At 58.1% G+C, this 22,832-nt stretch carries 21 protein-coding genes; 8 read left to right on the forward strand and 13 right to left on the reverse strand.

Annotated features, from left to right (window positions below; translation table 11 throughout):
- Positions 1 to 60 precede the first annotated feature (60 nt).
- The 4 genes from CGERO_RS05650 (at position 61) to CGERO_RS05665 (ending at position 3,207) form a co-directional block, all read left to right on the forward strand.
- Positions 61 to 666 carry a TetR/AcrR family transcriptional regulator gene (locus CGERO_RS05650; RefSeq protein ID WP_123934065.1) on the forward strand — a complete coding sequence of 202 codons (606 nt, stop codon included), beginning with the start codon at positions 61 to 63 and terminating at the stop codon, positions 664 to 666.
- 24 nt (positions 667 to 690) lie between these two features.
- On the forward strand, positions 691 to 1,440 hold the full coding sequence (locus tag CGERO_RS05655; protein ID WP_123934067.1) for a glutamine amidotransferase: 750 nt from the start codon (positions 691 to 693) through the stop codon (positions 1,438 to 1,440).
- Positions 1,441 to 1,551: 111 nt separating this feature from the next.
- Positions 1,552 to 1,821 (forward strand): ACT domain-containing protein, encoded by a 270-nt coding sequence (locus CGERO_RS05660; RefSeq protein ID WP_123934069.1) that lies wholly within the window; start codon positions 1,552 to 1,554, stop codon positions 1,819 to 1,821.
- A gap of 21 nt (positions 1,822 to 1,842) precedes the next feature.
- Positions 1,843 to 3,207: a PFL family protein gene (locus CGERO_RS05665; RefSeq protein WP_164470316.1), complete on the forward strand. Its 1,365-nt coding sequence runs from the start codon at positions 1,843 to 1,845 to the stop codon at positions 3,205 to 3,207.
- 17 nt (positions 3,208 to 3,224) lie between these two features.
- Here CGERO_RS05665 and CGERO_RS05670 read toward each other — a convergent pair whose 3' ends face one another.
- Positions 3,225 to 3,455, reverse strand: coding sequence for a hypothetical protein (locus CGERO_RS05670; protein ID WP_123934073.1), 231 nt, complete (start codon positions 3,453 to 3,455; stop codon positions 3,225 to 3,227).
- 66 nt (positions 3,456 to 3,521) lie between these two features.
- Between CGERO_RS05670 and CGERO_RS05675 the strand changes: the two genes are divergently transcribed.
- Positions 3,522 to 4,607: a M24 family metallopeptidase gene (locus tag CGERO_RS05675; protein WP_123934075.1), complete on the forward strand. Its 1,086-nt coding sequence runs from the start codon at positions 3,522 to 3,524 to the stop codon at positions 4,605 to 4,607.
- 287 nt (positions 4,608 to 4,894) lie between these two features.
- Here the strand turns inward: CGERO_RS05675 and CGERO_RS05680 are convergent, their stop codons facing one another.
- The 5 genes from CGERO_RS05680 to CGERO_RS05700 form a co-directional block, all read right to left on the reverse strand.
- Positions 4,895 to 6,388 (reverse strand): peptide MFS transporter, encoded by a 1,494-nt coding sequence (locus CGERO_RS05680; protein ID WP_123934077.1) that lies wholly within the window; start codon positions 6,386 to 6,388, stop codon positions 4,895 to 4,897.
- A gap of 118 nt (positions 6,389 to 6,506) precedes the next feature.
- A complete protein-coding gene (locus tag CGERO_RS05685; protein ID WP_123934079.1) occupies positions 6,507 to 8,138 on the reverse strand; it encodes an ABC-F family ATP-binding cassette domain-containing protein in 1,632 nt (543 codons plus the stop codon).
- Between the two features lie 36 nt (positions 8,139 to 8,174).
- Positions 8,175 to 10,457: a 3-hydroxyacyl-CoA dehydrogenase/enoyl-CoA hydratase family protein gene (locus tag CGERO_RS05690; protein ID WP_123934081.1), complete on the reverse strand. Its 2,283-nt coding sequence runs from the start codon at positions 10,455 to 10,457 to the stop codon at positions 8,175 to 8,177.
- Positions 10,454 to 11,638 (reverse strand): acetyl-CoA C-acyltransferase, encoded by a 1,185-nt coding sequence (locus CGERO_RS05695; protein WP_342768079.1) that lies wholly within the window; start codon positions 11,636 to 11,638, stop codon positions 10,454 to 10,456. Before CGERO_RS05695 ends, CGERO_RS05690 begins: the two co-directional genes overlap by 4 nt.
- A gap of 29 nt (positions 11,639 to 11,667) precedes the next feature.
- Positions 11,668 to 12,843, reverse strand: coding sequence for an acyl-CoA dehydrogenase family protein (locus CGERO_RS05700; RefSeq protein ID WP_123934083.1), 1,176 nt, complete (start codon positions 12,841 to 12,843; stop codon positions 11,668 to 11,670).
- 169 nt (positions 12,844 to 13,012) lie between these two features.
- Here CGERO_RS05700 and CGERO_RS05705 point away from each other — a divergent pair, with 169 nt between their 5' ends.
- A complete protein-coding gene (locus CGERO_RS05705) occupies positions 13,013 to 13,600 on the forward strand; it encodes a TetR/AcrR family transcriptional regulator (protein ID WP_123934085.1) in 588 nt (195 codons plus the stop codon).
- 46 nt (positions 13,601 to 13,646) lie between these two features.
- On the opposite strand, the gene CGERO_RS05710 is transcribed toward CGERO_RS05705, so the two are convergent.
- Genes CGERO_RS05710 through CGERO_RS05740 form a run of 7 tightly spaced genes read right to left on the reverse strand, consistent with a single transcriptional unit; the run spans position 13,647 to position 19,884 of the window.
- Positions 13,647 to 14,024 (reverse strand): metal-sulfur cluster assembly factor, encoded by a 378-nt coding sequence (locus tag CGERO_RS05710; RefSeq protein ID WP_123934087.1) that lies wholly within the window; start codon positions 14,022 to 14,024, stop codon positions 13,647 to 13,649.
- Entirely contained in the window at positions 14,025 to 14,477 is a 453-nt protein-coding gene (sufU, locus tag CGERO_RS05715) for a Fe-S cluster assembly sulfur transfer protein SufU (protein ID WP_123934089.1), read from the reverse strand.
- 3 nt (positions 14,478 to 14,480) lie between these two features.
- On the reverse strand, positions 14,481 to 15,749 hold the full coding sequence (locus CGERO_RS05720; protein ID WP_123934091.1) for a cysteine desulfurase: 1,269 nt from the start codon (positions 15,747 to 15,749) through the stop codon (positions 14,481 to 14,483).
- The gene (sufC, locus tag CGERO_RS05725) at positions 15,746 to 16,504 is read right to left on the reverse strand and encodes a Fe-S cluster assembly ATPase SufC (RefSeq protein WP_123934093.1); all 759 of its coding nucleotides are present in this window, start codon (positions 16,502 to 16,504) and stop codon (positions 15,746 to 15,748) included. The genes CGERO_RS05720 and sufC overlap by 4 nt, the downstream gene beginning before the upstream one ends.
- 37 nt (positions 16,505 to 16,541) lie before the next feature.
- Entirely contained in the window at positions 16,542 to 17,726 is a 1,185-nt protein-coding gene (sufD, locus tag CGERO_RS05730; protein ID WP_123934095.1) for a Fe-S cluster assembly protein SufD, read from the reverse strand.
- A gap of 5 nt (positions 17,727 to 17,731) precedes the next feature.
- Positions 17,732 to 19,165 carry a Fe-S cluster assembly protein SufB gene (gene sufB / locus CGERO_RS05735; protein ID WP_123934097.1) on the reverse strand — a complete coding sequence of 478 codons (1,434 nt, stop codon included), beginning with the start codon at positions 19,163 to 19,165 and terminating at the stop codon, positions 17,732 to 17,734.
- Positions 19,162 to 19,884, reverse strand: coding sequence for a helix-turn-helix transcriptional regulator (locus CGERO_RS05740; RefSeq protein WP_123935975.1), 723 nt, complete (start codon positions 19,882 to 19,884; stop codon positions 19,162 to 19,164). The genes sufB and CGERO_RS05740 overlap by 4 nt, the downstream gene beginning before the upstream one ends.
- 220 nt (positions 19,885 to 20,104) lie before the next feature.
- On the opposite strand from CGERO_RS05740, the gene mptB reads away from it, so the two are divergent.
- Both mptB and CGERO_RS05750 read left to right on the forward strand, forming a co-directional pair.
- A complete protein-coding gene (gene mptB, locus CGERO_RS05745) occupies positions 20,105 to 21,892 on the forward strand; it encodes a polyprenol phosphomannose-dependent alpha 1,6 mannosyltransferase MptB (protein ID WP_377016424.1) in 1,788 nt (595 codons plus the stop codon).
- Positions 21,893 to 21,898: 6 nt separating this feature from the next.
- Positions 21,899 to 22,831: an ABC transporter ATP-binding protein gene (locus tag CGERO_RS05750; protein WP_123934099.1), complete on the forward strand. Its 933-nt coding sequence runs from the start codon at positions 21,899 to 21,901 to the stop codon at positions 22,829 to 22,831.
- Position 22,832 lies beyond the last annotated feature (1 nt).

Consider the following 22,832-nt stretch of genomic DNA (forward strand, 5'->3'; position numbering starts at 1 on the left):
TCGGAAAACACCGGTCCCCCGTTTTCTTTCCTCACTTAACAATCCTCAAAGGACGCATTCATGCCTGTGGTGAGCAATGCCGAGCTATCTTCTAAACGCCAGGACATTCTTGAAGGCGCCAGGCGCTGCTTTGCTGAGCACGGATATGAAGGCGCTACCGTCCGTCGGCTGGAAGAAGCCGTGGGAAAATCACGCGGGGCTATTTTTCATCACTTCGGGGACAAAGAAGGCTTGTTCCTCGCCCTTGCTCGCGAAGATGCAGCGAGGATGGCTGAGGTCGTTGCCCAGTACGGGCTCGTGGACGTCATGCGCGATATGCTCGCACGCCCCGAACGCTATGAGTGGTTGTACACCCGCCTAGAGATCATCACCATGCTGCGCACCGATCCTGCGTTCCGAGCTCAATGGCAAGCACACCAAAGCGTGTTAGACCAAGCTGTGCGGGAGCGACTTGAGCAGAACGCAGCCAAGGGCAGGATGCGCGACGACGTTCCCATCGAAGTTTTGCACCTCTATTTGGAAACGGTACTTGATGGCTTCATTTCCCGGTTTGCTGCGGGTGAACCGCCAGAACGCCTATCCAGCCTTCTGGATCTAGTTGAGGAAACAATACGCTGCCATGCAATTCATTCAATAAATGATTCTTCAAAAACTAGCCAAAAATAGACCAAGAGGTCTATTATGGCTTTCATGGTCAATGTGCTGTTAGTTTCCGTCCGTACCGGCGAGGACGTTATCCAAGCCGAATACGTCGATGTGCTTGAGACCACCGGGCTTCAACCCGAACACATCACCCACCAGATAGTGGACGACCCCGAAGATTCGATCGACCTTTCCGCCGGTAGCTTCGACGGCATCATCGTCGGCGGCAGCCCACTCAATGTCACCAACGAGCAATACACCGAGTGGCAGCACACCGTGCACCGCGAACTGCGAGCACTCATTCACCAGCCCATTCCTACACTGTTCATTTGCTACGGCAATTCATTTTTGACCTATGCCACCGGAGGCATAGTGCGCAGGAATTTCCCCGAAGAAGCAGGACCCACCGACGTCATTTTGACCGAAGCTGGCATGAAAGATCCACTCTTCCAAGGTCTGCCGCGCAAATTTCAGTCGCTCGGGGGCCACACCGAGAGCGCCGAAGAACTCGACGAAAGCGTCACCCGGCTCGCCGGCGGGCCCCACTGCCCAATACAGGCGATCCGCGCCAACGAATCCACTTGGGCCACCCAATTCCACCCCGAACTCACGACCGAACGCTTCGTGACACGCATAGGTTTCTACCTCGACTACGGCTATTTCAACGCCGCTGAGTTTGACCAGGTAGCACAGCGAGCGCGAGCGATCGATACCACCGCATCAAATCAAGTGATGCTAAATTTCCTCCAGATATGCCAGCAGTACGCCGAACAAACAAAGTCTGGGGTACCTCAATAGGAAGGCTTCACCACCGGAAAGGCGGCAAGAGAGCGGTCGCGAGGGCGTCGAAAAGCTTGGTCTTGTTAGCGCATGCGGAGCTTGACAGCAGCGGCAAGTAGGATGCTGGATATGTTTGCCATCATTTCTGTTACCGGCAAGGATCACACCGGCATTATCGCCGCTGTGTCCGCCGCTTGCGCTGAGCTTGAAGTTAATATCAACAACGTTTCGCAGACCATCATGGACGGCTACTTCACCATGATTCTTCACGTTTCATTTGATGAGGAAGCCACCAATATCGAAGCGATCCAACAGCGCATGCACGCAGTTGAGGAGCAAGAAGCACTGGTGATTCGCATCCAATCCCAGGCCATCTTCGACGCGATGAACACCATCTAGGTGGCAGCCATGCAACAACCAGTGACCACCCTGCACTCTTCTTCGAACATCCTCGACACCATCGAGATGATCGAGCAATACCGCCTGGACATCCGCACCGTGACCATGGGCATCTCGCTTCTTGATTGCGTTCGCGGCTCCATGGACGCCACCTGCGAAGCCGTCGAGGAAAAAATCACGCGGCTCGCCCAGCGTCTCGTTCCCGAATGCGAAACCATTGAGCGCGAGCTCGGCATCCCGATCGTGAACAAGCGTATCTCGGTCACCCCCGTTGCGTTGATCGCCGCGGCACACGAGGAATCGCCGGTGCCACTGGCGCACGCACTGGATCGCGCAGCCAAGAAAGTGGGCGTGAACTTCGTCGGCGGTTATTCAGCGCTGGTGGAAAAGGGCATGACCGCAGCCGATCGGCGTTTGATTGAGTCAATCCCTCAAGCACTCACCGACACCGACGTGGTGTGTTCTTCAGTGAATGTAGGTTCCTCGCGCGCAGGCATCAATATGGATGCAGTACGCGAGCTCGGCCTGGTGATTAAGCAGGCAGCAGAACTTACCAAGGATCGCGACGCCATTGCCTGCGCCAAGCTGGTCGTGTTTGCCAATTCTGTGGGCGACAACCCTTTCATGGCTGGCGCATTCCACGGCGTTGAGGAGCCCGATTGCGTGGTGAGCGTTGGCGTTTCCGGACCTGGCGTGGTGGACCGCGCACTGGGGTCACTTGAGGGTGCGAGCTTGAACGAGGTTGCCGAGGAGATCAAGAAGGCCGCCTTTAAGATCACCCGCGCAGGCCAATTGGTGGGTAACATGGCCTCAGAGCGCCTCGGGGTTCCCTTCGGGATCGTGGATCTCTCCCTCGCCCCCACTGCTGAGCTGGGCGATTCCGTGGCGCACATCCTAGAACACATGGGCCTGGATCAAGCCGGCACGCACGGCACCACAGCCGCACTCGCGCTGCTCAATGACGCCGTGAAGAAGGGTGGCATGATGGCCTGCTCGCGCATCGGCGGATTGTCCGGCTCCTTCATCCCCGTCTCTGAGGACAAGGGCATGATCGACGCGGTGCGCGCCGGCAACATTTCCTTGGACAAGCTCGAAGCCATGACCGCCATTTGTTCGGTGGGGCTGGACATGGTGGCAATCCCCGGCGACACCACGGCCGCACAGATCTCCGGGATGATCGCGGACGAAGCCGCCATCGGCGTGATGAACCACAAGACCACCGCTGTGCGCGTGATCCCTGTCCCCGGCACCAAACCCGGCAACGAGGTGAACTTCGGTGGCCTGCTAGGCTACGCGCCGGTAATCCCTGTATCCAAGGTGGGCAACGAGGAATTCATCGCCCGCGGCGGCTTCATCCCCGCCCCGGTGCACGGGTTTAGGAATTAGTTTTTCTACGCCCGCGCTCACTTCCGGCCGAACAGCAGGAAGGCCGGTGAACCCACACCGTTGATCAGCGTGATCGGCACCCACCATGCCTTCTTGCCGCGGATTTGTTCTGCTGGCAGGTGATAGAGGTAGTGCCAGGCTGCGAGCTTGGCCACAAGGTCGACTCCTCCGAACACGAGGATGCCGGCCTTTTGCTTTTGGCTCAGGTCTTCCCACTTGGTCTTGTTCGCACACTTCTTGCACTTCATGTTGCTGAGGATACGCCCCGATCGGTGGGCGCACGGAGATCTGGATGCGGCATTAGAATCGGCACTATGTTTGAAGGATTTTCGCTCAAGACGTTCCGCGCCCGCATCGACGCGGCGAAGCAAGCTGCCGCCAACTCAGGTTTGGACGGCGTGCTGATCACCCCCGGTCCAGACTTCGAGTATTTGCTGGACTCAAAGATGCACACCCATGAGCGTTTCGCCGGGCTTGTGCTCGCGGAACGCGAGTTCGTCTTCGCGCCGGGCGTCGATGTTGCTGATCTGAAGAAGTCCGTGGCTGGCGAACTCGGCCTCGAGATTATCGGATGGAATGATGGCGAAGATCCCTACAGCTTTGTCCCCGCTGGCAAGCTCGCGGTGAGCGCAGCCATGACGGCTGATCATCTGCTCGAGTTGCAAAGCCGAGGAGTTGAGGCGGTGAATGCCACCAAGGTGCTGGCCGAGGCGTTCGTGCAAAAAGATGAAGCTGAGATCCGCGAGCTCACCCGCGCAGGCGAAGCAATCGACGCTGTACACCGCAAGGTGCCCGAACTGCTGCGCGCGGGTGTGACTGAGCGTGAGGTGGCTGACAAGCTACGCGAGCTCATCCTCCAGGAGCATGTGGTGGTGGACTTCATCATCGTCGGCTCTGGTCCCCACGGCGCTGATCCTCACCACGATTTCTCAGATCGCGTGATCGAGGAAGGTGACATTGTGGTGGTAGATATCGGCGGCACCCTGGATTCCGGCTACCACTCCGACTGCACCCGTAACTACGTGGTGGGAGAACCGAGCGACGAACAGCAGGAGATCTACCACGTGCTCCAGAAGGCCCAGGAGGCGGGCTTGGCCTTTGTCAAGCCTGGCGTTCGCGCGGGAGAGGTGGACAAGGTCGTGCGCGACATCATCGAAGAAGCTGGATACGGCGAATACTTCATCCATCGCACCGGCCACGGCATCGGGCTTTCCTGCCATGAAGAGCCCTTCATCATCGCCGGAAACGACGTTGTACTGCGTGAGGGCATGGCGTTTTCCATTGAGCCCGGCGTGTACTTCCCAGGCGAGTGGGGTGCCCGTGTTGAGGACATCGTGATCCTCGAGGCCGATGGTGCTAGGCCTGTGAACCTCACCCCGCACGAACTGCAGCGGGTGTAGTTACTATCTGTGTGGATCGCGTGAGAGCACGTTTGCAATCAGGTTGAAGACGTGGCTTTTTGGATCTACAACACGTGATCCCACCACCTCAGGAAGGCCGCGTATGGAGGCGCCATTTTGCATCGGCTTTGACCAGCAGCAGGCGCAGGTTCTGCCCTTGTTCAGCAAAAGGCAGGATCCTCCCGCTCCGTTGCGAGGAAACGAACGGTGCGTATTTGAAGGATCCTGCCTTGATTGCCGTGGACACCCCGCCGCTGGAGAGTGGGAGCGTCACTTTCGATGCAAGACTAGTGCACGTCGATGAACTTGCGGTTGATCCACTTGCGAAGCACGAAGAGCATGAGGCTCAAAGCGATCGTGACACCAAACATTGCCAAGAAGTAGGTGCGTTCGGCACTGGCGCTCGTGGGATCGTAAAGCTGCGCCAGCGAGCCTGAGAGCGCGGTACCAAGGCTTACGCTCATCATCCATAAAGCAAACATGCGGGTGGGGAAAGCCTGCGGCGCTAGGCGAGTTGCCATGGAATTACCCACGGGGCTCAACAGCAGTTCAGCCATGGTGAACAGGAAGAAGATCACGAAGATGACGAAGAAGGGCGTGGAATTTGCCCCGCCACCTGCGTAGGGCAGGAATATCAGCATGGTCAGTGCAATCACAGCGAGTGCCAGTGCGAACTTCGTGCCGTAGGTTGGCTGGCGCTTACCAAGCTTGGTCCACAGCGAGGCGAAGACGCCTGCGAACAGGATGATGAACAGCGGGTTGATGGACTGCACCACGCCTGGTGGCAGTTCGTGACCGAAAACAGTGCGGTTAAGGCGCTGATCGGAGTACACGGCCAATACGGTGAACTGCTGTTGGAAGAGCGACCAGAAGGCCACGGCTGCCAGGAACATTGGGATGAAGCCCAGTAGACGGGAGCGCTCATCATCGGTGACCTTATCTGAGCGATACATATCAATCCACAGGAACACGGCAACGCCAAGGGCTACCAATGCGGTGATGTTGGAGAGTTGATTGACGTGAAGCACACCAGTGACGAACAGGCCGACGAACACTCCCACTACGACGAGAACGCCGAGAAATACGGGAAGGTATTTGCTCTTCGGCAGCGGATTCGCAACCTCATGTCCTGCATCTTTAATGGTTTGTTTGCGCATCAAGATGTATTGAACCAGGCCAATCGCCATCATGACTGCAGCGGCGCCGAAGCCCCAGTGGAAGCCCTGCCAACCCCACAGGGCGTTCGTGATGATCGGGCCGAGCAGGGCGCCAATGTTCACACCCATGTAGTAAATGGAGAAACCGCCGTCGCGGCGTGGATCTTCGCGATCATACAGCTGGCCCAGCACTACCTGCGAGGTGGTTTTGAGCCCACCGGAGCCAACCGCAATACAGACCAAGCCGATTGTGACGCCAGTGAAGCCCGGCAGCAGCGCGAGACTGATGTGTCCGCACATCACCAGAATCGCCGAGTAGAACAAGGTGCGTTCTGCGGAGAGGATGCGGTCAGCCACCCAGGCACCAGCCACGCTGGTGAGGTACACCAAACCTCCGTAGGCGCCCACGATGGACAGCGCCGTGGATTCCTTCATTCCTAGTCCGCCGTCGGCGACTGAGTAGTAGAGGTAGTAGGCCAATAGGGCTTGGAGGCCGTAGAAGCTGAAACGCTCCCACATCTCTACGCCGGACAGGTTAGCCAGTCCCCATGGGTGACCAAAAAATTGACGCTCTTTCGCCTGCGGCTCAGGTGATTGAACGCCCTGATGAGTGTCAGAGTGCACTGCTTCATCCTCTGTTGTTCGTAGTGTTACAGATCATCGAACTATAACACTACGGCTGGGAGTCACCCTATTTGCACCAAGCTTTTCGACGCCCCTTCCTCCTCACACCAAACGACCTCTATGCGAGCTCGACGATCTCCATATATTCATCGTTCCAAAGGTCCTCGTCACCATCGGGCAGCACAATCACGCGCTCGGGTTCAAGCGCACGCACGGCACCCGGATCGTGCGTCACCAACACGACTGCCCCTTCGTAGGTACGCAGCGCATCCAGCACCTGTTCGCGCGAAACTGGATCCAAGTTGTTGGTGGGCTCATCCAATAACAGCACGTTCGCTCGAGAGGACACCAGCGCGGCCAGGGCTAGGCGAGTCTTTTCGCCACCCGATAGCGTGCCAGCAGGCTGATCTAATTGTTCGCCAGAGAACATGAAAGCGCCGAGAAGTCCGCGAAGGTCCTGCTCCCCTGCCTCCGGGCACGCCTCGATCGTGTTTTGCCACACCGACTTTTCTGGATCAATGGTGTCGTGTTCCTGTGCAAAGTAGCCGATTTTGAGTCCGTGGCCTGTCACGATGCCGCCTTCACCGTCGGTACGTTCCACTCCAGCGAGCAACTTGAGCAAGGTGGTCTTGCCTGCACCATTGAACCCGAGCACCACCACTCGTGATCCTTTATCAATGGCTAGATCTACGCCGGCGAACACTTCCAAAGAGCCGTACATTTTCGTAAGCCCTTTGGCGTGTAGTGGCGTTTTTCCACAAGGCGCGGGTGTCGGGAATTTAATGTTGGCAACGCGATCCGCCTGGCGTACTTCGTCGAGTGATCCCATCATTCGCTCCGCGCGCGCCAACATTTGCTTCGCGGCGGCCGCTTTGGTGGCTTTGGCACCAAGACGGGCGGCTTGGTCTTTGAGCGCCGAGGCTTTCTTCTCGGCATTCGCGCGTTCACGCCTCCGCCGCGCCTCGTCCGTAGCACGTGCATCTTTGTACTTGGAAAAGCCCATGTTATAGACATCAGCTTCGGCACGTACAGCATCGAGGAACCAAATTTTGTTGCACACGGCGTCGAGCAACTCAACATCGTGGGAGATCATGATGAGCCCTCCCTCGTGCTTTTTCAAAAAGTCGCGCAACCAAGTGATGGAATCGGCGTCCAAGTGGTTCGTTGGCTCGTCGAGAAGCAATGTCACCTGCGACTTTCCGGAACCGGCACTCGCGGCGAAGAGGATTTGCGCCAACTCCACACGGCGACGCTGACCGCCGGATAAGGTGCTGAGCTTTTGATCGAGAATACGCGCGGGAAGCCCCAGGTTGTCGCAAATACGCGCAGCCTCCGATGAGGCCTCGTATCCTCCCAGCGCATGGTAGCGCTCTTCGAGGCGTGAGTATTTCCTGATGGCAGCGTCGCGTTTGCCGGTGTGTTCAGTGGTTTCCATGATCTCCTGCTGTCGATCCATGGATTTCGCAATTTGGTCAAGCCCGCGCGCGGAAAGCACTCGATCCCGTGCGGTCTGCTCGAGATTGCCTTCACGCGAATCCTGCGGAAGGTAGCCGATTTCGCCACTACGGGTGACGTTTCCGCCATAGGGCTCAGTTTCACCGGAAAGAATACGCATCGTGGTGGTTTTGCCAGCACCGTTGCGCCCGACCAACCCAATGCGATCACCCGGCTGCACTCGTAGGTGCTGACCAGGTGCTTCGAGCAGGGTGCGGGCGCCGACGCGTACTTCTAGATCATTGGTGACAATCACGAGGGCAAAGCCTATCAGGAAGCATTGGGGCTCCTTTTAGAACTTGGCACCCAGGCGCTTTCCCATCGCGATGATGCGCTCGCGATTTTCTTCATGGTTGAAGATTTCGACGCATCGTTGCGTTGACTCGCGATCCATCTCCGACTCGCTCTTTGGTGCGCCACTGAGCAACGCACCCAGTGCCTCGGCAATGTGTTGATCAGCGGCTTGGGCGCGCTCATCACCTTCAAGCGACTGCGCATCCTGTTCCCAGCTCAGGTCTTTAGCCAGTTCAAAGGTTGGTTCCCTTGCAGGTTGATACCCGACAGCCAGATCTTCAGCGAGTGCAAGTGCCGCGGCGAGCACGTGATCGGAGCTCATCGCAATCTGATCCTGCTCCCCCAGCACGCCGAGGTCCCAAGCCCCGTAGGCTCCACGCGCAGGTGTTGCCTTCATAGCGAAGTCGAATACCAATGTCTCTGCATTGTTGATGCCACGACTTTGGGCACGAAGTAGATGTTGCATGGGCCCGCCCCATGCGGGGAAAATTCCTACATTGCGCTCAGGGAAACCGATCTTCGCGTCCACATGAACCACCATCGCGTCACTGTGCAGGCTCAATTCTGCACCGCCGCCGAGCGCCACACCTCGAACCGCCGCCACCACTGGGAAAGGTGCGTATTTGATGGCGCGAAGGCTGTTCAGACCGTGGTCCAGGAGTTCTGCGAAGCGTTCAGGGTCGCTATCATAGGCGGCCTGGGCTAACACAGTGACGTCTGCGCCTGCGGAAATCGCCCGCGCGTCGGCACCTGCGAGCACCAGCGCACGCAAGTCGAGATCCGCCGAGGCAGCCAAGATGTCAAGAGCATCAGGGTTCAGCGTTCCGAGCTTCGTCTTGGCCACAAACAGCCCAACGCCAGACTCCAAACGATAGATAGCTGCGGCCTCGTTTTTCACTAATACTTCTGCAGTGGCGATGAGCTCCGAAACCTGAGCAACGCCCTGTTGCTCACGCAGCGCTACCAGTTCTCCAGTGGTGGAAAGTGTCTGCCCTTCGTTTGGGTAGAAGCCACCGGCATCAATCGCGTGCTGCAGCATTGCGGGAACCTCCAAATCCACGCGCTCCAAAACCGCGGCTGCTCGTACCAGACCCACGCTATCCGCCAACGCGAAGGGACCCTGCTTCCAGCCATAACCAAGCTCCATGGCAAGGTCAATGTCTTGTGCGGTATCGGCGATCTCGGGGCCAACTTCGCAGCAATATGCCAGCGTGCGGGCGAATACTTGCCGGGCAAACTCACCTCCGAGCGAATCGACGTCGAGCAGCTCGACCAGACTCTTGGCTTGCAGCGCCGGGTCGTCGCCAAGCGAAACTGGACGATAGGTGAAGTCTTCAGTGATGACTTCTTTGCCGTCCCGATAGAATCCAGATTCGCCGGTGCGCCCAGTAAGCCCGCGCTCAATGAGCCCCTGCATCAGTGGGTGCTCAGCGATATTCCAGCGGTGATAAGCGTCGCGCTCCGGGACGGCTTGGAGGGTGGAGCCCCACACGTCCGGCACCAATTGCAGGCCGATGTAATCGAACAGTCCGAACACACCGGTTCGTGGTACGCCGAAGGGTCTGGAGGCGATGGCGTCGGCAAGCTCGATTGGTACGTCGTTTTCCAAAGCCCAACCGGCGGCTGCGGCCATCCACAGATTTCCCACACGGTTGGCGATGAATCCCGGTGTGTCACGGCACGGCAGTGCGCGCTTACCCAGTTGCTGCTCGATGACCTGCACGATCCATTCCTGACGAGCCTCAGGAACACCAGGTGCTGCGATCAGCTCTACCAGTGGCATCACGCGGGGCGGGTTGAAGAAGTGGGTGATAAAGAATCGCTCTCGCAGATCGGCTGGCAGCTTCTGAGTCAGCTGCTCGAGCGGCAACGTGGAGGTATTCGAGCTTAAGATCGTTTGCTCACCCAGGTGCGGCTCTAGGCTGGCGTATAGGTCTTGTTTCGCTTGGAGGTTTTCAAAGATCGCCTCCACTACCCAATCGGCTTCCGCGACGACAGCCAAATCATCGGTGGTGTTGCCAACGGTGACGTTTTCGGCCATAGAGGGGTGCGTAAAGCCACGTCGTTGGACCTGTATGTCTTTCCCCTTTTGCGCACGCTGGTTGCGCTGCCCTTCCTCGCTGGCGATATCCAGTAAAGTGACCTGCACTCCGGCACTGGCGATTAATGCAGCGATGCCGGAGCCCATGGATCCGGATCCGATAACCACGGCTTTGCGCACGGGGTGTTCCAGCAGCGTTATTGGGTTGGGTGCTTGGGAATATTTGTCTGTGTGGTTCATGCTTTCTCCAATACCAATGCAATGCCCTGGCCGCCACCGATGCACATGGTGACCAAGCCATAGTCCAAATTGTTGCGGTGCATGTGATGCAGCGCTTTCACTGTCAAAATCACGCCCGTCGCACCCACCGGGTGCCCGAGGGCAATGGCACCGCCGTTGGGATTGACGATCGCCGGATCAAACTCCAGTTCACGGCTGACCGCGATGGCTTGTGATGCGAAGGCTTCATTCGACTCGATCACACCGATTTCCCCCAGCGATACGCCGGCGGCCTTCAATGCTTTGGGGACCGCAGGGATTGGTCCCAGTCCCATCAGGTGTGGAGGCACTCCAGCAATGCCCCAACCCTTGATTTTGGCCAGGGGCTTCACACCATATTTTTGTACCGCCTCAGCAGACGCGAGCAGCACCGCAGCAGCGCCATCGTTGATCCCGGAAGCATTGCCCGCTGTCACGGTTCCATCTTTTTCGAATACTGGCTTGAGCGTGGCGAGCTTTTCCTCGGTTATCTGGCGCGGGTGCTCGTCGCGTTCAACAACAACGTCACCCTTTCGGCTCTGCAGTTTGAGCGCCGCTATCTCATCTTCAAAGAGTCCTTGCTCGATGGCTCGAAGCGCTCGGCGTTGGCTCTCGGCGGCGAAGGCGTCCTGATCTTCGCGGCTGATGCCGTGTTCACGGGCGACGTTCTCTGCGGTGACGCCCATGTGCCCGGTTCCGAAGGGGCAACTGAGTGCACCAAGCATCCAGTCCTGCGTCGTTCCATCACTCATCTTTCGCCCGCTGCGCAGTCCAGGAATGGAATAAGGCGCATTGCTCATGCTTTCGGTACCCACAGCGAGGCTCATTTGCGCTCCCCCGCTGAGGATGTCGAGAGCCGAGCTCACGATGGCCTGTACTCCAGATCCGCATAGTCGGTTGACGTTCATCGCGGTTGAGTGATCAGCCATCCCCACCGTCTTCGCGATCCGCCTGGACACATACAGATCCTTCGGTTCATTTGGCAACACGATGCCTGCGATCAGAGAATCCACCGCCTCGGCACCCACGCCCGCGCGTTCGAGAGCAGCGCTGGCGACGTGGGCGCCGAGCTCCTTTGGACCGAGACTGGACAGTTGCCCGCCAAAGCTGCCGATAGCGGTTCGTGCCCCTGAGAGAATGTAAAGATCTTGTTCCATCATCATTCCTTTGCTTTTCGACGACCCAGCGGGGTCTACACGAACGCGCCGACTCCGGTGATGCGGCGGCCGACGATGAGTTCTTGAATGGTCGCGGTGCCTTCATAGGTGTGCAGCGTTTCCAAATCGCCCCAGTGGCGCACCACGTGGTTTTCAAGCAGAATGCCACTGCCCCCGAGCATGTCTCGGGCATCGGAGGCCACCTCGCGCGCTGTGGAGGTACAAAAGCCTTTTGCCATGGATGCCTGTTCTGGTTCGAGACAACCCTGGGCGTCCAACACCGCAAGTTGCTTGCAGTGCAACACCATCGAGGTAATGCTCTGCAGCATCACGCTGAGCCGGTGTTGGATCAATTGATTCTTTACAAGAGGTCGCCCGAATTGGATTCGAGTTTTGGCGTGTTCCAAGGCACTTTCATAGCAGGCGATTGCGTGTCCAAGCGCTGCCCACGCAACCGAGGAGCGGGTAGCCGAAAGGATTCGGGCAATGTCTTTGAAGCTGCTCACCCCGGGAAGTCGCGCGCTCTTTGGCACGCGGACATTCTCCAGTGTGATGAGGGCTTGGTGCACGGCACGCAGCACCGCTTTGCCCTCGATCACCTCGCCACGATATCCGGGGGTGTTTTGATCCACGATGAAACCACCGATCGATCCATCTTCGAGCCGAGCCCAGATGATGGTGAAATCGCCATTGGCCCCGAATCCAATCCAGCGCTTTTGTCCATTCAACACGTACTCATCGCCGTCAACGCGTGCGGAGGTTTCCAAAGAAACGGAATCTGAGCCGTGATCGGGCTCTGTGAGCCCGAAGCCCCCGAGCAGCTCGCCACGACAGATCCCCTCAACGTAGCGGTTTTGCTGTTCTTCGCTGCCGTACAGCAACAAGGACCGAAGAACCAGTCCGCCCATAATTGCATGGATGGTGCCCAGTGACCCGTCCGCGCGGGAAAGCTCCATGCTTACCAACCCTGCTGCGAGCGGAGTGAGCTGCTCGTGACCTTCAATTTCGAGTCCATCGGTATAGAGATCCTGCGCCCCAAGTTCGCGCACTACTTCACGATCTACGCGGGCAGCCTCCCAGTCCGCATTGACCCGCTCGACGTACCGCTGGCCCACTTTCCGGGCACGCTCCCACGCGCGAAGATCCGTCTCGTCGAGGTGGTGGAAGATTCCGTAGTAGTCGGTGCTCGGATCGAGCATGCTGTGCTGCATCACTGCCTTCCCTTCTGGTTCGTCACGTCATCGCCTCCGCGCAGGTGACTAACTAACGCTCGTTCTTTTCCAAATATGGCATGGGTTACACTGTCTGTCAAGGGCTCAATTGAGCGGAAGTGTAGCCTCACTCCGAACACCAAACTCGACCAAGCACAGGAATGCGAAGATGAATGCCACGCAACGCCAATCGGAGATCGCCGATCACGCCATGCGCCTGTTTGCCACACGCGGCTACGAGGCAACCTCGATGCGCGACCTCGCCGAGGCCGTAGGCGTCCGGGCCGCAAGCCTCTACAACCACTTTTCCTCGAAGCACGAGATCATCTTTTTCATTGCCATGCGCTCCATGCGCGAATTGACTCGCCTTCAACAGGACACACTCGCCGGCGAAAGTAATCCTGCACGGCAATTGGAGTTGGCGATGGCAGCCCACATCCATTTCCACGCCACCCACAAAGAAGACATTCAGGTCACCCTCCAAGCCCTCAAAGCCCTGCAACAGGATGCCCGCTCAGAGCTCCTTGCTTTTCGACGCTCCTATGTGTACACATGGACCGAGATCTTGAAAGCCGGTGTGCGCAACGGCCAATTCGATTGCCCCAATCCTAAGCTCAGCGCCTACGCACTCATTGACATGGGCATAGGCGTTTCTACCTGGTACAACCCAGAGGGCCCCCAAACGCTCGAACAGATCAAGCAGTACTATTCACAGCTCGCACTACGCACGGTGAGCAATCCACTGGGCTCGGGATAGAAAAAGACACCACCGTGTGAAAACGGTGGCGTCGAAAAGCTCCTGCCTACACGGAGAAGCCGAGGGCGCGAAGTTGCTCGCGGCCATCTTCGGTGATCATGTGCGGACCCCATGGAGGCATCCACACCCAGTTTAGCGTGAGCGAATCGGCGATCTTGTTGCCAACCACTGCTTGCTGCGCCTGATCCTCAAGCACATCGGTCAAGGGGCAAGCCGGCGAGGTCAGCGTCATATTCACATGCGCGTGCGTCTCGTTTTCCATCCAAATGTCGTAGACCAAACCCAGATCCACCACATTGATGCCCAGCTCCGGGTCGATCACATCGCGGAGGTATTCCTCCACATCAGATGCCTTAGCCAAATCCGCCTCGGACTGCTCCGGGCGATGAGGCTCAACGTTATCCAGTGCGTTCTCTTCGCTCATTTACTGCTCCTTCGATTCGAGAGCCTCAGACGTTGCCGCCTGAAACGCCTTCCACCCTAACAACGCGCATTTCACGCGAGCCGGGTACTTTGCCACACCCGAAAACGCGATGCCGTCACCGATGAGCTCATCATCACCCTCAACTTTGCCGCGAGAGGTAATCATTCGCTCAAATTCGGCGAGCTTTTCCATGGCCTTATCCACCGGCTGGCCCACGATTTCCTCGGCCATCACGGAAGTCGATGCCTGGGAGATCGAACACCCCTCAGCGTCGTAGGACACGTCCTCGACGGTGCGGCCATCCTCGGAGAGGTGTACCCGCAATGTGATCTCGTCGCCACAGGAAGAATTCACGTGGTGCACCTCGGCGCCGAAATCTTCGCGCAAGCCAGCGTGGTGAGGGTTCTTATAGTGATCCAAGATCACTTCTTGGTACATGGATTCCAAATTCATCGTCTAATCCTCCACTCCGAAGAAACGCTTGGCATGCTCAATTGCTTCGCAGAGCAGATCCACTTCTTCCAATGTGTTGTACAGATAGAAGGATGCGCGTGCGGTGGACTGTACACCGAGACTCCGATGCGCTGGCCACGCGCAGTGATGACCTACCCGGATGCACACGCCTTGATCATCTAGCACCTGCCCAAGATCGTGCGGGTGCAGACCATCCACCTGGAAGCTCACCGAGCTACCGCGATTTTCAGGCGTGGTGGGCCCAATGATCTTAAGCCCCTTGATCCGGCCAAGACGCTCCAGGGCATAGGCAGTGAGCTTGTGCTCATGCGCGGCAATAGCCTCCATGCCTACCTCATTGAGGAACTTCACGGCCTCACCTAAGCCGACGACCTGGCTGGTCATCTGCGTGCCAGCCTCAAAGCGCTGCGGGGGAGGCGCAAAGGTGGAACCATCCATCTTCACCACCTCGATCATGGAGCCACCCGTCAGAAATGGAGGAAGCTGATCCAAGAGCTCGGCCTTGCCGTATAGCGCCCCTACGCCGCTAGGTCCACACATTTTATGTCCAGAGAAAGCAGCGAAATCTACGTCGAGCGCGTGAAAATCCACCGGCATGTGCGGCACCGACTGGCAAGCGTCGAGCACCACGAGGGCACCGACTTTCCGCGCACGGGAGACGAGCTCGGCAACGTTCGCTTGGGCTCCGGTGACGTTAGACTGTTGCGTAAAGGCAAGTACCTTGACAGAATCGTCCAGTTCCAGTGAATCCAGATCGATGCGGCCATCCTCGGTGGCCTTGAACCAGCGCAGTGTAGCGCCCGTGCGCTTGCAAAGTTCTTGCCAAGGCACGAGGTTCGCGTGGTGCTCTAGCTCTGTAACAACCACAGTGTCACCCTCGCCCACAGCCAAGTCACCCGCGCGAGGATCACCCAGCACGTACGCCACCAGGTTGAGCGCCTCCGTGGCGTTCTTTGTAAACGCCACCTCATGCCCCTCAGCACCCACGAAGCTCGCGATGGCATCGCGAGCATCTTCATACGCATCAGTGGCTTCTTCAGCTAGCTGATATGCACCGCGATGCACGGGTGCATTGGTGTGCAGCACGAAGTGTTCCTCTGCACGCCAGACGCGCTCGGGGCGTTGCGAAGTTGCGCCCGAGTCTAGATAGACCAGAGGTTTATCGGCACGAACTGTGCGCTTGAGAATCGGGAACTCAGCGCGGATCGCATCAAGGTCAAGGCTGCCGTCGGAAAGGGTGTACTGGCTCATGAAAGGAATTGGTCGTAACCGTTAGCCTCGAGCTCGTCGGCAAGCTCGGGGCCACCGGAGGTGATGATTTGGCCGTTGGCAAACACGTGCACATGATCCGGCTGCACGTAGTTCAGGATGCGCTTGTAGTGGGTAATCATGATGATGCCGCCGTTAGTCTCCTCCTGATAGCGGTTGATGCCCTCGGAGACAATGCGCAGAGCGTCAACGTCCAAACCAGAGTCCGTCTCATCCATCACGGCGAACTTCGGGCGCAGCAGATCAAGCTGCAACACTTCGTGGCGCTTCTTCTCGCCACCGGAGAAGCCCTCATTCACCGAACGCTCAGCGAAAGCCTTGTCGATCGAGAGTTGATCCTGGGCCTGACGCACTTCCTTTACCCATTCGCGCAACTTAGGAGCCTCGCTGCGAACAGCGGTAGCGGCCGAGCGCAGGAAGTTCGCCATAGAAACACCGGGAATCTCGGTTGGGTATTGCATGGCCAAGAAGAGGCCAGCGCGGGCACGCTCGTCCACTTCGAGGTCGAGGATGTTCTCGCCATCGAGCAGCACCTCACCTTCGGTGATCTCGTAGCGCGGGTGACCCGCAAGGGTGTAGGCAAGGGTGGACTTGCCGGAGCCGTTGGGGCCCATGATGGCGTGGGTTTCACCAGAGTTTACGGTGAGGTTCACGCCCTTGAGGATGGGCTTGGGGTCGGCGTTTTCATCAGCGGGAATGACCTGTGCGTGCAGGTTACGAATTTCAAGGGTACTCATGCGTATGTACTTCTTTCAGCGTGTTTGAGGTGTGCGTTTAGTGCGTCTTGGCTTTGAGGGTGTCGAGCTCGTCTGCGACACGGCGCTCCAACTCCTCGCGGATGTCTGCCACTGGGATGCGGCCGATCACCTCTGAGAAGAACCCGCGCACGATGAGGCGACGTGCCTCCTCGGCGGGGATGCCACGGGAGCGCAGGTAGAACTCCTGCTCATCATCAAAGCGACCAACGGTGGCTGCGTGCCCGGCACCGGCGATCTCGCCGGTCTCGATTTCGAGGTTTGGCACAGCGTCGGCGCGAGCACCTTCGGTAAGCACCAGGTTGCGATTGGCCTCGTACGTGTCCGTGCCTTGGGCATCGGCGCGAATCAGCACGTCGCCCACCCATGCGGTACGTGCCTCTGGTTTATCGGAATTCTTATCCGCCTGGAGTGCGCCCTTGTACAGGACGTTGGATCGGCAGTTCGGGACGGCGTGATCCACCAGCAGGCGCTGCTCGAAGAATTGTCCGTCGTCGGCAAAGTAGACGCCCAACATCTCGGCGTCGCCACCGGGGGCGGTGAAGCGAACACGAGGCACGATGCGCACCACCTCGCCGCCGAAAACGGCAACGTTGTGACGCAGCACGGCGTCGCGCCCCAGCACTGCGGCCTGACCAGACAGGTGTACCGCATCATCATCCCAGGATGCGTCCACGATCACGGTGAGCTTGGCGTTATCGCCCACGATGAATTCAACATTGTCTGCATGAGTGCCTGAACCGGTGTAGCGCAGGTCCACGACGGCCTCAGCGCCCTGCTCCACGTCGATGACAAGGTGACCAAAGCTGGTCACGCCCTCACCTTGGCCCTGCACATGCACGGTGACGGGCTCGGTATTGCGAGAATCCTTGTCAAAGTGGACGTAGCGAGCCTTCTGCGCGGATGTGAATGCCTGCGCGCCCACGCGGTCCACAGCACCACCGGTGCGGCGCAGGCGATCGTCGTCAAGCTCAAGTACTTCTGCCTCAATCCCCTTGGCCGTCTCAGGAAGCGTGATCTCCACGTTGGGCAGTACGGCCTCGGCGAATTCGCCGTTGTGCAGGCCGCGAAGACGACGCAGCGGCACAAACTGCCACACCTCGTCCTTGCCGTGGGGCACGTCGAAGTCAGCGACGTCGAAGGAGGTGAAAAGGTCGCCCTTATTGTTGTGGACGGTTGCGTTCTTTACTGTTGCATCGGCCATGTGGACTAACCCACCGATCCTTCCATTTGCAGTTCAATCAAGCGGTTGAGCTCCAGTGCGTACTCCATTGGCAGCTCCTTGGCGATGGGCTCCACGAAACCTCGGACAATCATCGCCATGGCCTCATCCTCAGCGATGCCGCGGGACATCAGATAGAAGAGCTGCTCCTCAGATACCTGCGACACGGTAGCCTCGTGGCCCAAGGAAACGTGATCATTGCGAATGTCGTTATACGGATACGTATCCGAACGCGAAATGTTGTCTACCAGCAGAGCGTCGCACTCGACGTTGGAGGTGGAGTGGTGAGCGTTGGCGTTGATGCGTACCAGACCGCGATAGGCGGCGCGTCCGCCACCACGGGCCACGGACTTGGACACAATATTGGAAGAGGTGTGCGGCGCCATGTGCGTCATCTTTGCGCCGGTGTCCTGGAACTGACCTTCGCCAGCGAACGCTACGGAGAGCACCTCGCCTTTGGCATAGGGACCGGTCATCCACACAGCCGGGTACTTCATGGTGACTTTCGAACCGATGTTGCCGTCCACCCATTCCATGGTGGCGCCCTCTTCGCACTTGGTGCGCTTGGTCACCAGGTTGTAGACGTTGTTGGACCAGTTTTGAATCGTGGTGTAGCGGCAACGGCCGCCCTTCTTCACGATGATTTCCACCACCGCAGAGTGCAGCGAGTCCGACTTATAAATCGGAGCGGTGCAGCCCTCAACGTAGTGCACGTACGCATCCTCGTCGACAATGATGAGGGTGCGCTCAAACTGCCCCATGTTCTCAGTATTGATGCGGAAATATGCCTGCAGCGGGATCTCCACATGCACGCCCTTGGGCACATAAATGAACGATCCGCCCGACCACACTGCGGAGTTCAGTGCTGAGAACTTGTTATCACCGGCCGGAATGACGGTGCCGAAGTACTCCTTGAACAGCTCCTCGTGCTCGCGCAGAGCCGTGTCGGTATCAACGAAGATCACGCCCTGACTTTCCAGGTCCTCGCGAATCTGGTGGTACACAACCTCGGATTCGTACTGAGCAGCAACACCGGCCACCAGGCGCTGCTTCTCAGCCTCGGGGATACCAAGCTTGTCGTAGGTGTTCTTAATATCCTCGGGGAGATCTTCCCAAGAGGTTGCTTGCTGCTCGGTGGAGCGCACGAAGTACTTAGTGTTGTCGAAGTCGATATCCGAGAGATCGGCACCCCAGGTGGGCAGCGGCTTCTTATCAAAGATGCGTAAAGCCTTGAGGCGCTGTTCCAGCATCCATTCCGGCTCGTTTTTCTTTGCCGAGATGTCTCGAACGACGTCCTCGCTCAAACCACGGCGCGCTGCAGCGCCGGCGGTGTCGGAATCGTGCCAGCCGTAGTTATATGGGCCGATGGACTCGATGATCTCGTCGTCGGTCTGCGGTGCATGTGACGTCGCTTGAGTCATGAACCGCTCCTTTCTTGGGGTGGATGTAGGTCTGTTCGTTTTGTGTTCACGATGGGTGTAATCGGGATATTGGTGGTGCACAGGTCATGTCCGTCCACGATGGAGGCCAGCGGTTGCACATGATGTCCAAGAAGCTGGGCAATGGCCTGATGCTCGGCCTCGCACAACTGAGGAAACTCGGCCGCCACACCGGAAATGGGACAGTGATGCTGGCAGATCTGCACGCTATGCCCCGCATCGGTCAGAGTGGCCTCGTATCCATGTTCGCTGAAAGCGCGCACAAGTTCTTCCGCAACTTCACCAATGTTGGCGCCAGAGCTAGCAAGCTTTTCGACGCCACTGAGCAGCTCTTCCGCACGCTTTCGCGCGAACGCACGCACAGCTTCTTCACCGCCGGTTTCCTTCAGCGTTGTCAATGCCTGGTACGCGAGCTCGTCGTAGCCATGACCAAACTGTGCGCGACCGCGATCGGTGAGGCGATAGGTTTTCGCCGGCCTCCCGCGTCCCTTCTTAGCGCCCTTGTTTGGAGCAACCTCCGCGAGACTGTCTGCGACCATGGCGTCGAGGTGTCTGCGGATACCAGTTGGCGTGAGGTTGAGTTCCTCCGCGATTGCGGAAGCGGAAATGGGGCCTACCTTGAGCATCAAAGCCATGATTTGCTTGCGCGTTTCACCCTCGACGGTTCTTGACTCCATCGTTGCCACCTCCTTGTCGCGCATGTTCGGGTTTGGGTCAGACGCCTGGGCGGCCTGCTCCACCAAACACCTTTTAGCAACACTAATATGTCGCTATTTCTTCCGCCAACATAGCCCACACTAATTCGAAATTCAGTTCTACTGCTCACGCAACAACGGTGCCCGACACATCCGACTCCGTCGCGGCATGTGAGAAGGTGGCGCAAACCCTGAACCAACCACCGAGTTCGCTACGATTGTCGATGTGTCAGATGAACAACACCGCTTGCTCGAAGCGCTCAAGCGCCCGCTCAAAGCGCTGCGCCAAGAACTGCCGAGGATTGGCACTGCAGGTTCGCGTTCCACGCACTTGCACGTTGATGTACCAGAACAGAGCGAGCAGCCCCAATCTGACACACATCTGGTTGTTGCCGTCACCGGGGCAGATTTACTCGATCCCGCCCACCGTGAACGAACGCAACGCGTGGGCAAAGCGCGACGTCTCGAAAAAAGCCTGAGTTATCAAGAGCTTCGGCGCTTCGCCATTGTTCGGTGGATGGGTACCGTTGGCGCACTGTTGTTGGGGCTCGGAGCACTTGGTGCGGGAGCCTTGCCTGTTCGCGACAACCCGTACAGTCAATACCCGCTCGGATCGCTCATGGGGCGGATGCTCCAAACCTCAACCATTATCTGCTTTCTCGGAATTGGCATGCTGGTGCTCGCATGGTTGTTCATGGCTCCATTCAGCGGAGCGCTGTGGCGCCTGGGTCAACCGCGCACAGGCTTGGTTTCCACTTCGATGCTTCGGCGAACTTTTATTGCTTGGACGTTCCCCATCCTGCTCAGTGCCCCAATGTTTACGCAGGATATTTATTCTTATCTGGCCAACGGCAAAATCATTCGCCTCGGGCTTGATCCCTACAGTGCTGGCCCCATCGACCTGCTCGGCACCAATGATGTCCTGGCCAGAAGTGTGCCGTTTATTTGGGCACATTCTCCATCGCCTTACGGGCCGGTTGGGCTCGGCCTTGCCACAGTTATTAGTTGGGTCACCAACGACTCCATCGTCTGGGGCGTGGTTGCCCACCGGTGCGTATCAATTGCCGGTGTAATGCTGGCAGCCTGGGGTCTGCACCATTTAGCCCTTCGATGCAAGGTCACCCCTCAAGCCGCTTTTTGGCTGGGCATTTTGAACCCCATCAGCATCCTGCATCTCATCGGCGGCATTCACAACGAGGCCATCATGCTGGGCTGCATCATGGCCGGCTTTGAGTTCGGGCTTCGGGCGAGTGATCGCATCGCCATCGGCAGAACTCGAAGTGCTTTTTGGTTTGCACTCCTTGGCGGGTTCCTCATGAGCTGCGCTGGCATGGTTAAGGTCACCGGCTTCATCGGATTGGGATTCATCGGCATGGCATTCGCTCGCGCCCTGCACGCACGAGGCTGGTCGCATTGGCGCGCCATCACCTGCGCTGCCGTTGGCTATCTCGGCGTCCTCGTAGCAAGCATTGCCGTGGTGACGTTTGTGACCGGAATTCCCACAGGCTGGATCACCGGCCAAGGTGGCGCTGTTTCGATCCGTAGTTGGATGTCTATCACAACGGCCATCGGTGTCATCAGCGGTTGGTGGGGCATGGTCTTGGATTTGGGTGACCACACTGAAGCCATACTGCAGGTCACTCGTGCAGCGGGACTTGCCGTGGCCGCCGCATTCATGATTCGCATGTTGATCGCAACGTATCGTGGCACAATCGCCGCCATCGGCGGGCTCGGCGTTGCAACGTTTGTGCTCGTGATCTTCTTCCCGGTCGTCCACCCTTGGTACATGCTGTGGGCCATTGTCCCGCTCTCCGCGTGGGCAAACAGGGTGTTGTTCCGCTGGGCTGTGACCGCGTACTGCGCCCTGCTGAGCTTCTTCGTACTCCCCCGCGGGCTATCACTGCCCCCAGCCACCGTGCTATCAATCTATTTCTTTGCGGCCCTCAGCTTTGTTGTCTCACTGATTTTTTTGCGGTGGCTATTCAACCGTCCCCGGCGGCGAGGAATACACTAGATCCTCGTGATCGCTACAAATGCCGAACCTGCACTCGTGCTGGACACACTCAGCAAGTCTTTTGGCCCTAAAACGGCAGTCAACGGCCTCTCCTTACGCGTGGAACGTGGAGAAGTGCTGGCTTTCCTCGGCCCGAACGGTGCCGGCAAGACCACCACCATCGAAATGTGTGAGGGATTTCAGAAACCTTCGTCTGGCAGCATCCGAGTGCTCGGGCTCGACCCCACTCGAAATCCGGACCTGCTTCGTCAAAGAATCGGCATCATGCTCCAAGGCGGCGGATCATACTCCGGCATTCGGGTTGAAGAGATGCTCAAACTCACGGCCAGTTACTCCAAGGATTCAGTAGACGTCGAGTGGCTCATCGAATTGCTCGGCCTCGATGGACTACGCAAAACCACGTATCGTCGGCTCTCCGGCGGCCAACAGCAGCGCCTCTCGCTGGCACTTGCCCTAGTAGGACGCCCGGAGCTCATTTTTCTTGACGAACCAACCGCAGGGATGGACGCACAATCGCGCCTGGTGGTTTGGCGTCTGATCGAACAACTCAAACAAGACGGCGTCACCGTCGTGCTCACCACACATTTGATGGATGAGGCCGAAGCTCTGGCAGATCAGGTGGCCATCATCGATCGTGGAGTTTTGGTGGCAAAAGGCACCCCGGAGCAATTGCGTTCAGAGTCCGGTGGCGGAGGTCAAGTCAGTTTTAGCACCACCGCGCACCTCAAACTCGAGCTGCTGCCTGCAGAACTTGCCGCCACGATCACCCAAACCCGCCCTTTGCACTACCGCATTCAGCAACAGGCGACCCCGGAACTTTTGGCGTCGTTGATGGAACAAGCCCGGCAACAAAACGTGCTGGTGAACAAGCTAGATTCAACCGCCAGAAGTCTCGAGGACGTCTTCTTGGATCTCACCGGCCGAAAGCTCAGGAGCTAAC

Origin of the sequence: Corynebacterium gerontici, from assembly GCF_003813985.1 — a bacterium.
Classification (GTDB): Bacteria; Actinomycetota; Actinomycetes; order Mycobacteriales; family Mycobacteriaceae; genus Corynebacterium; species Corynebacterium gerontici.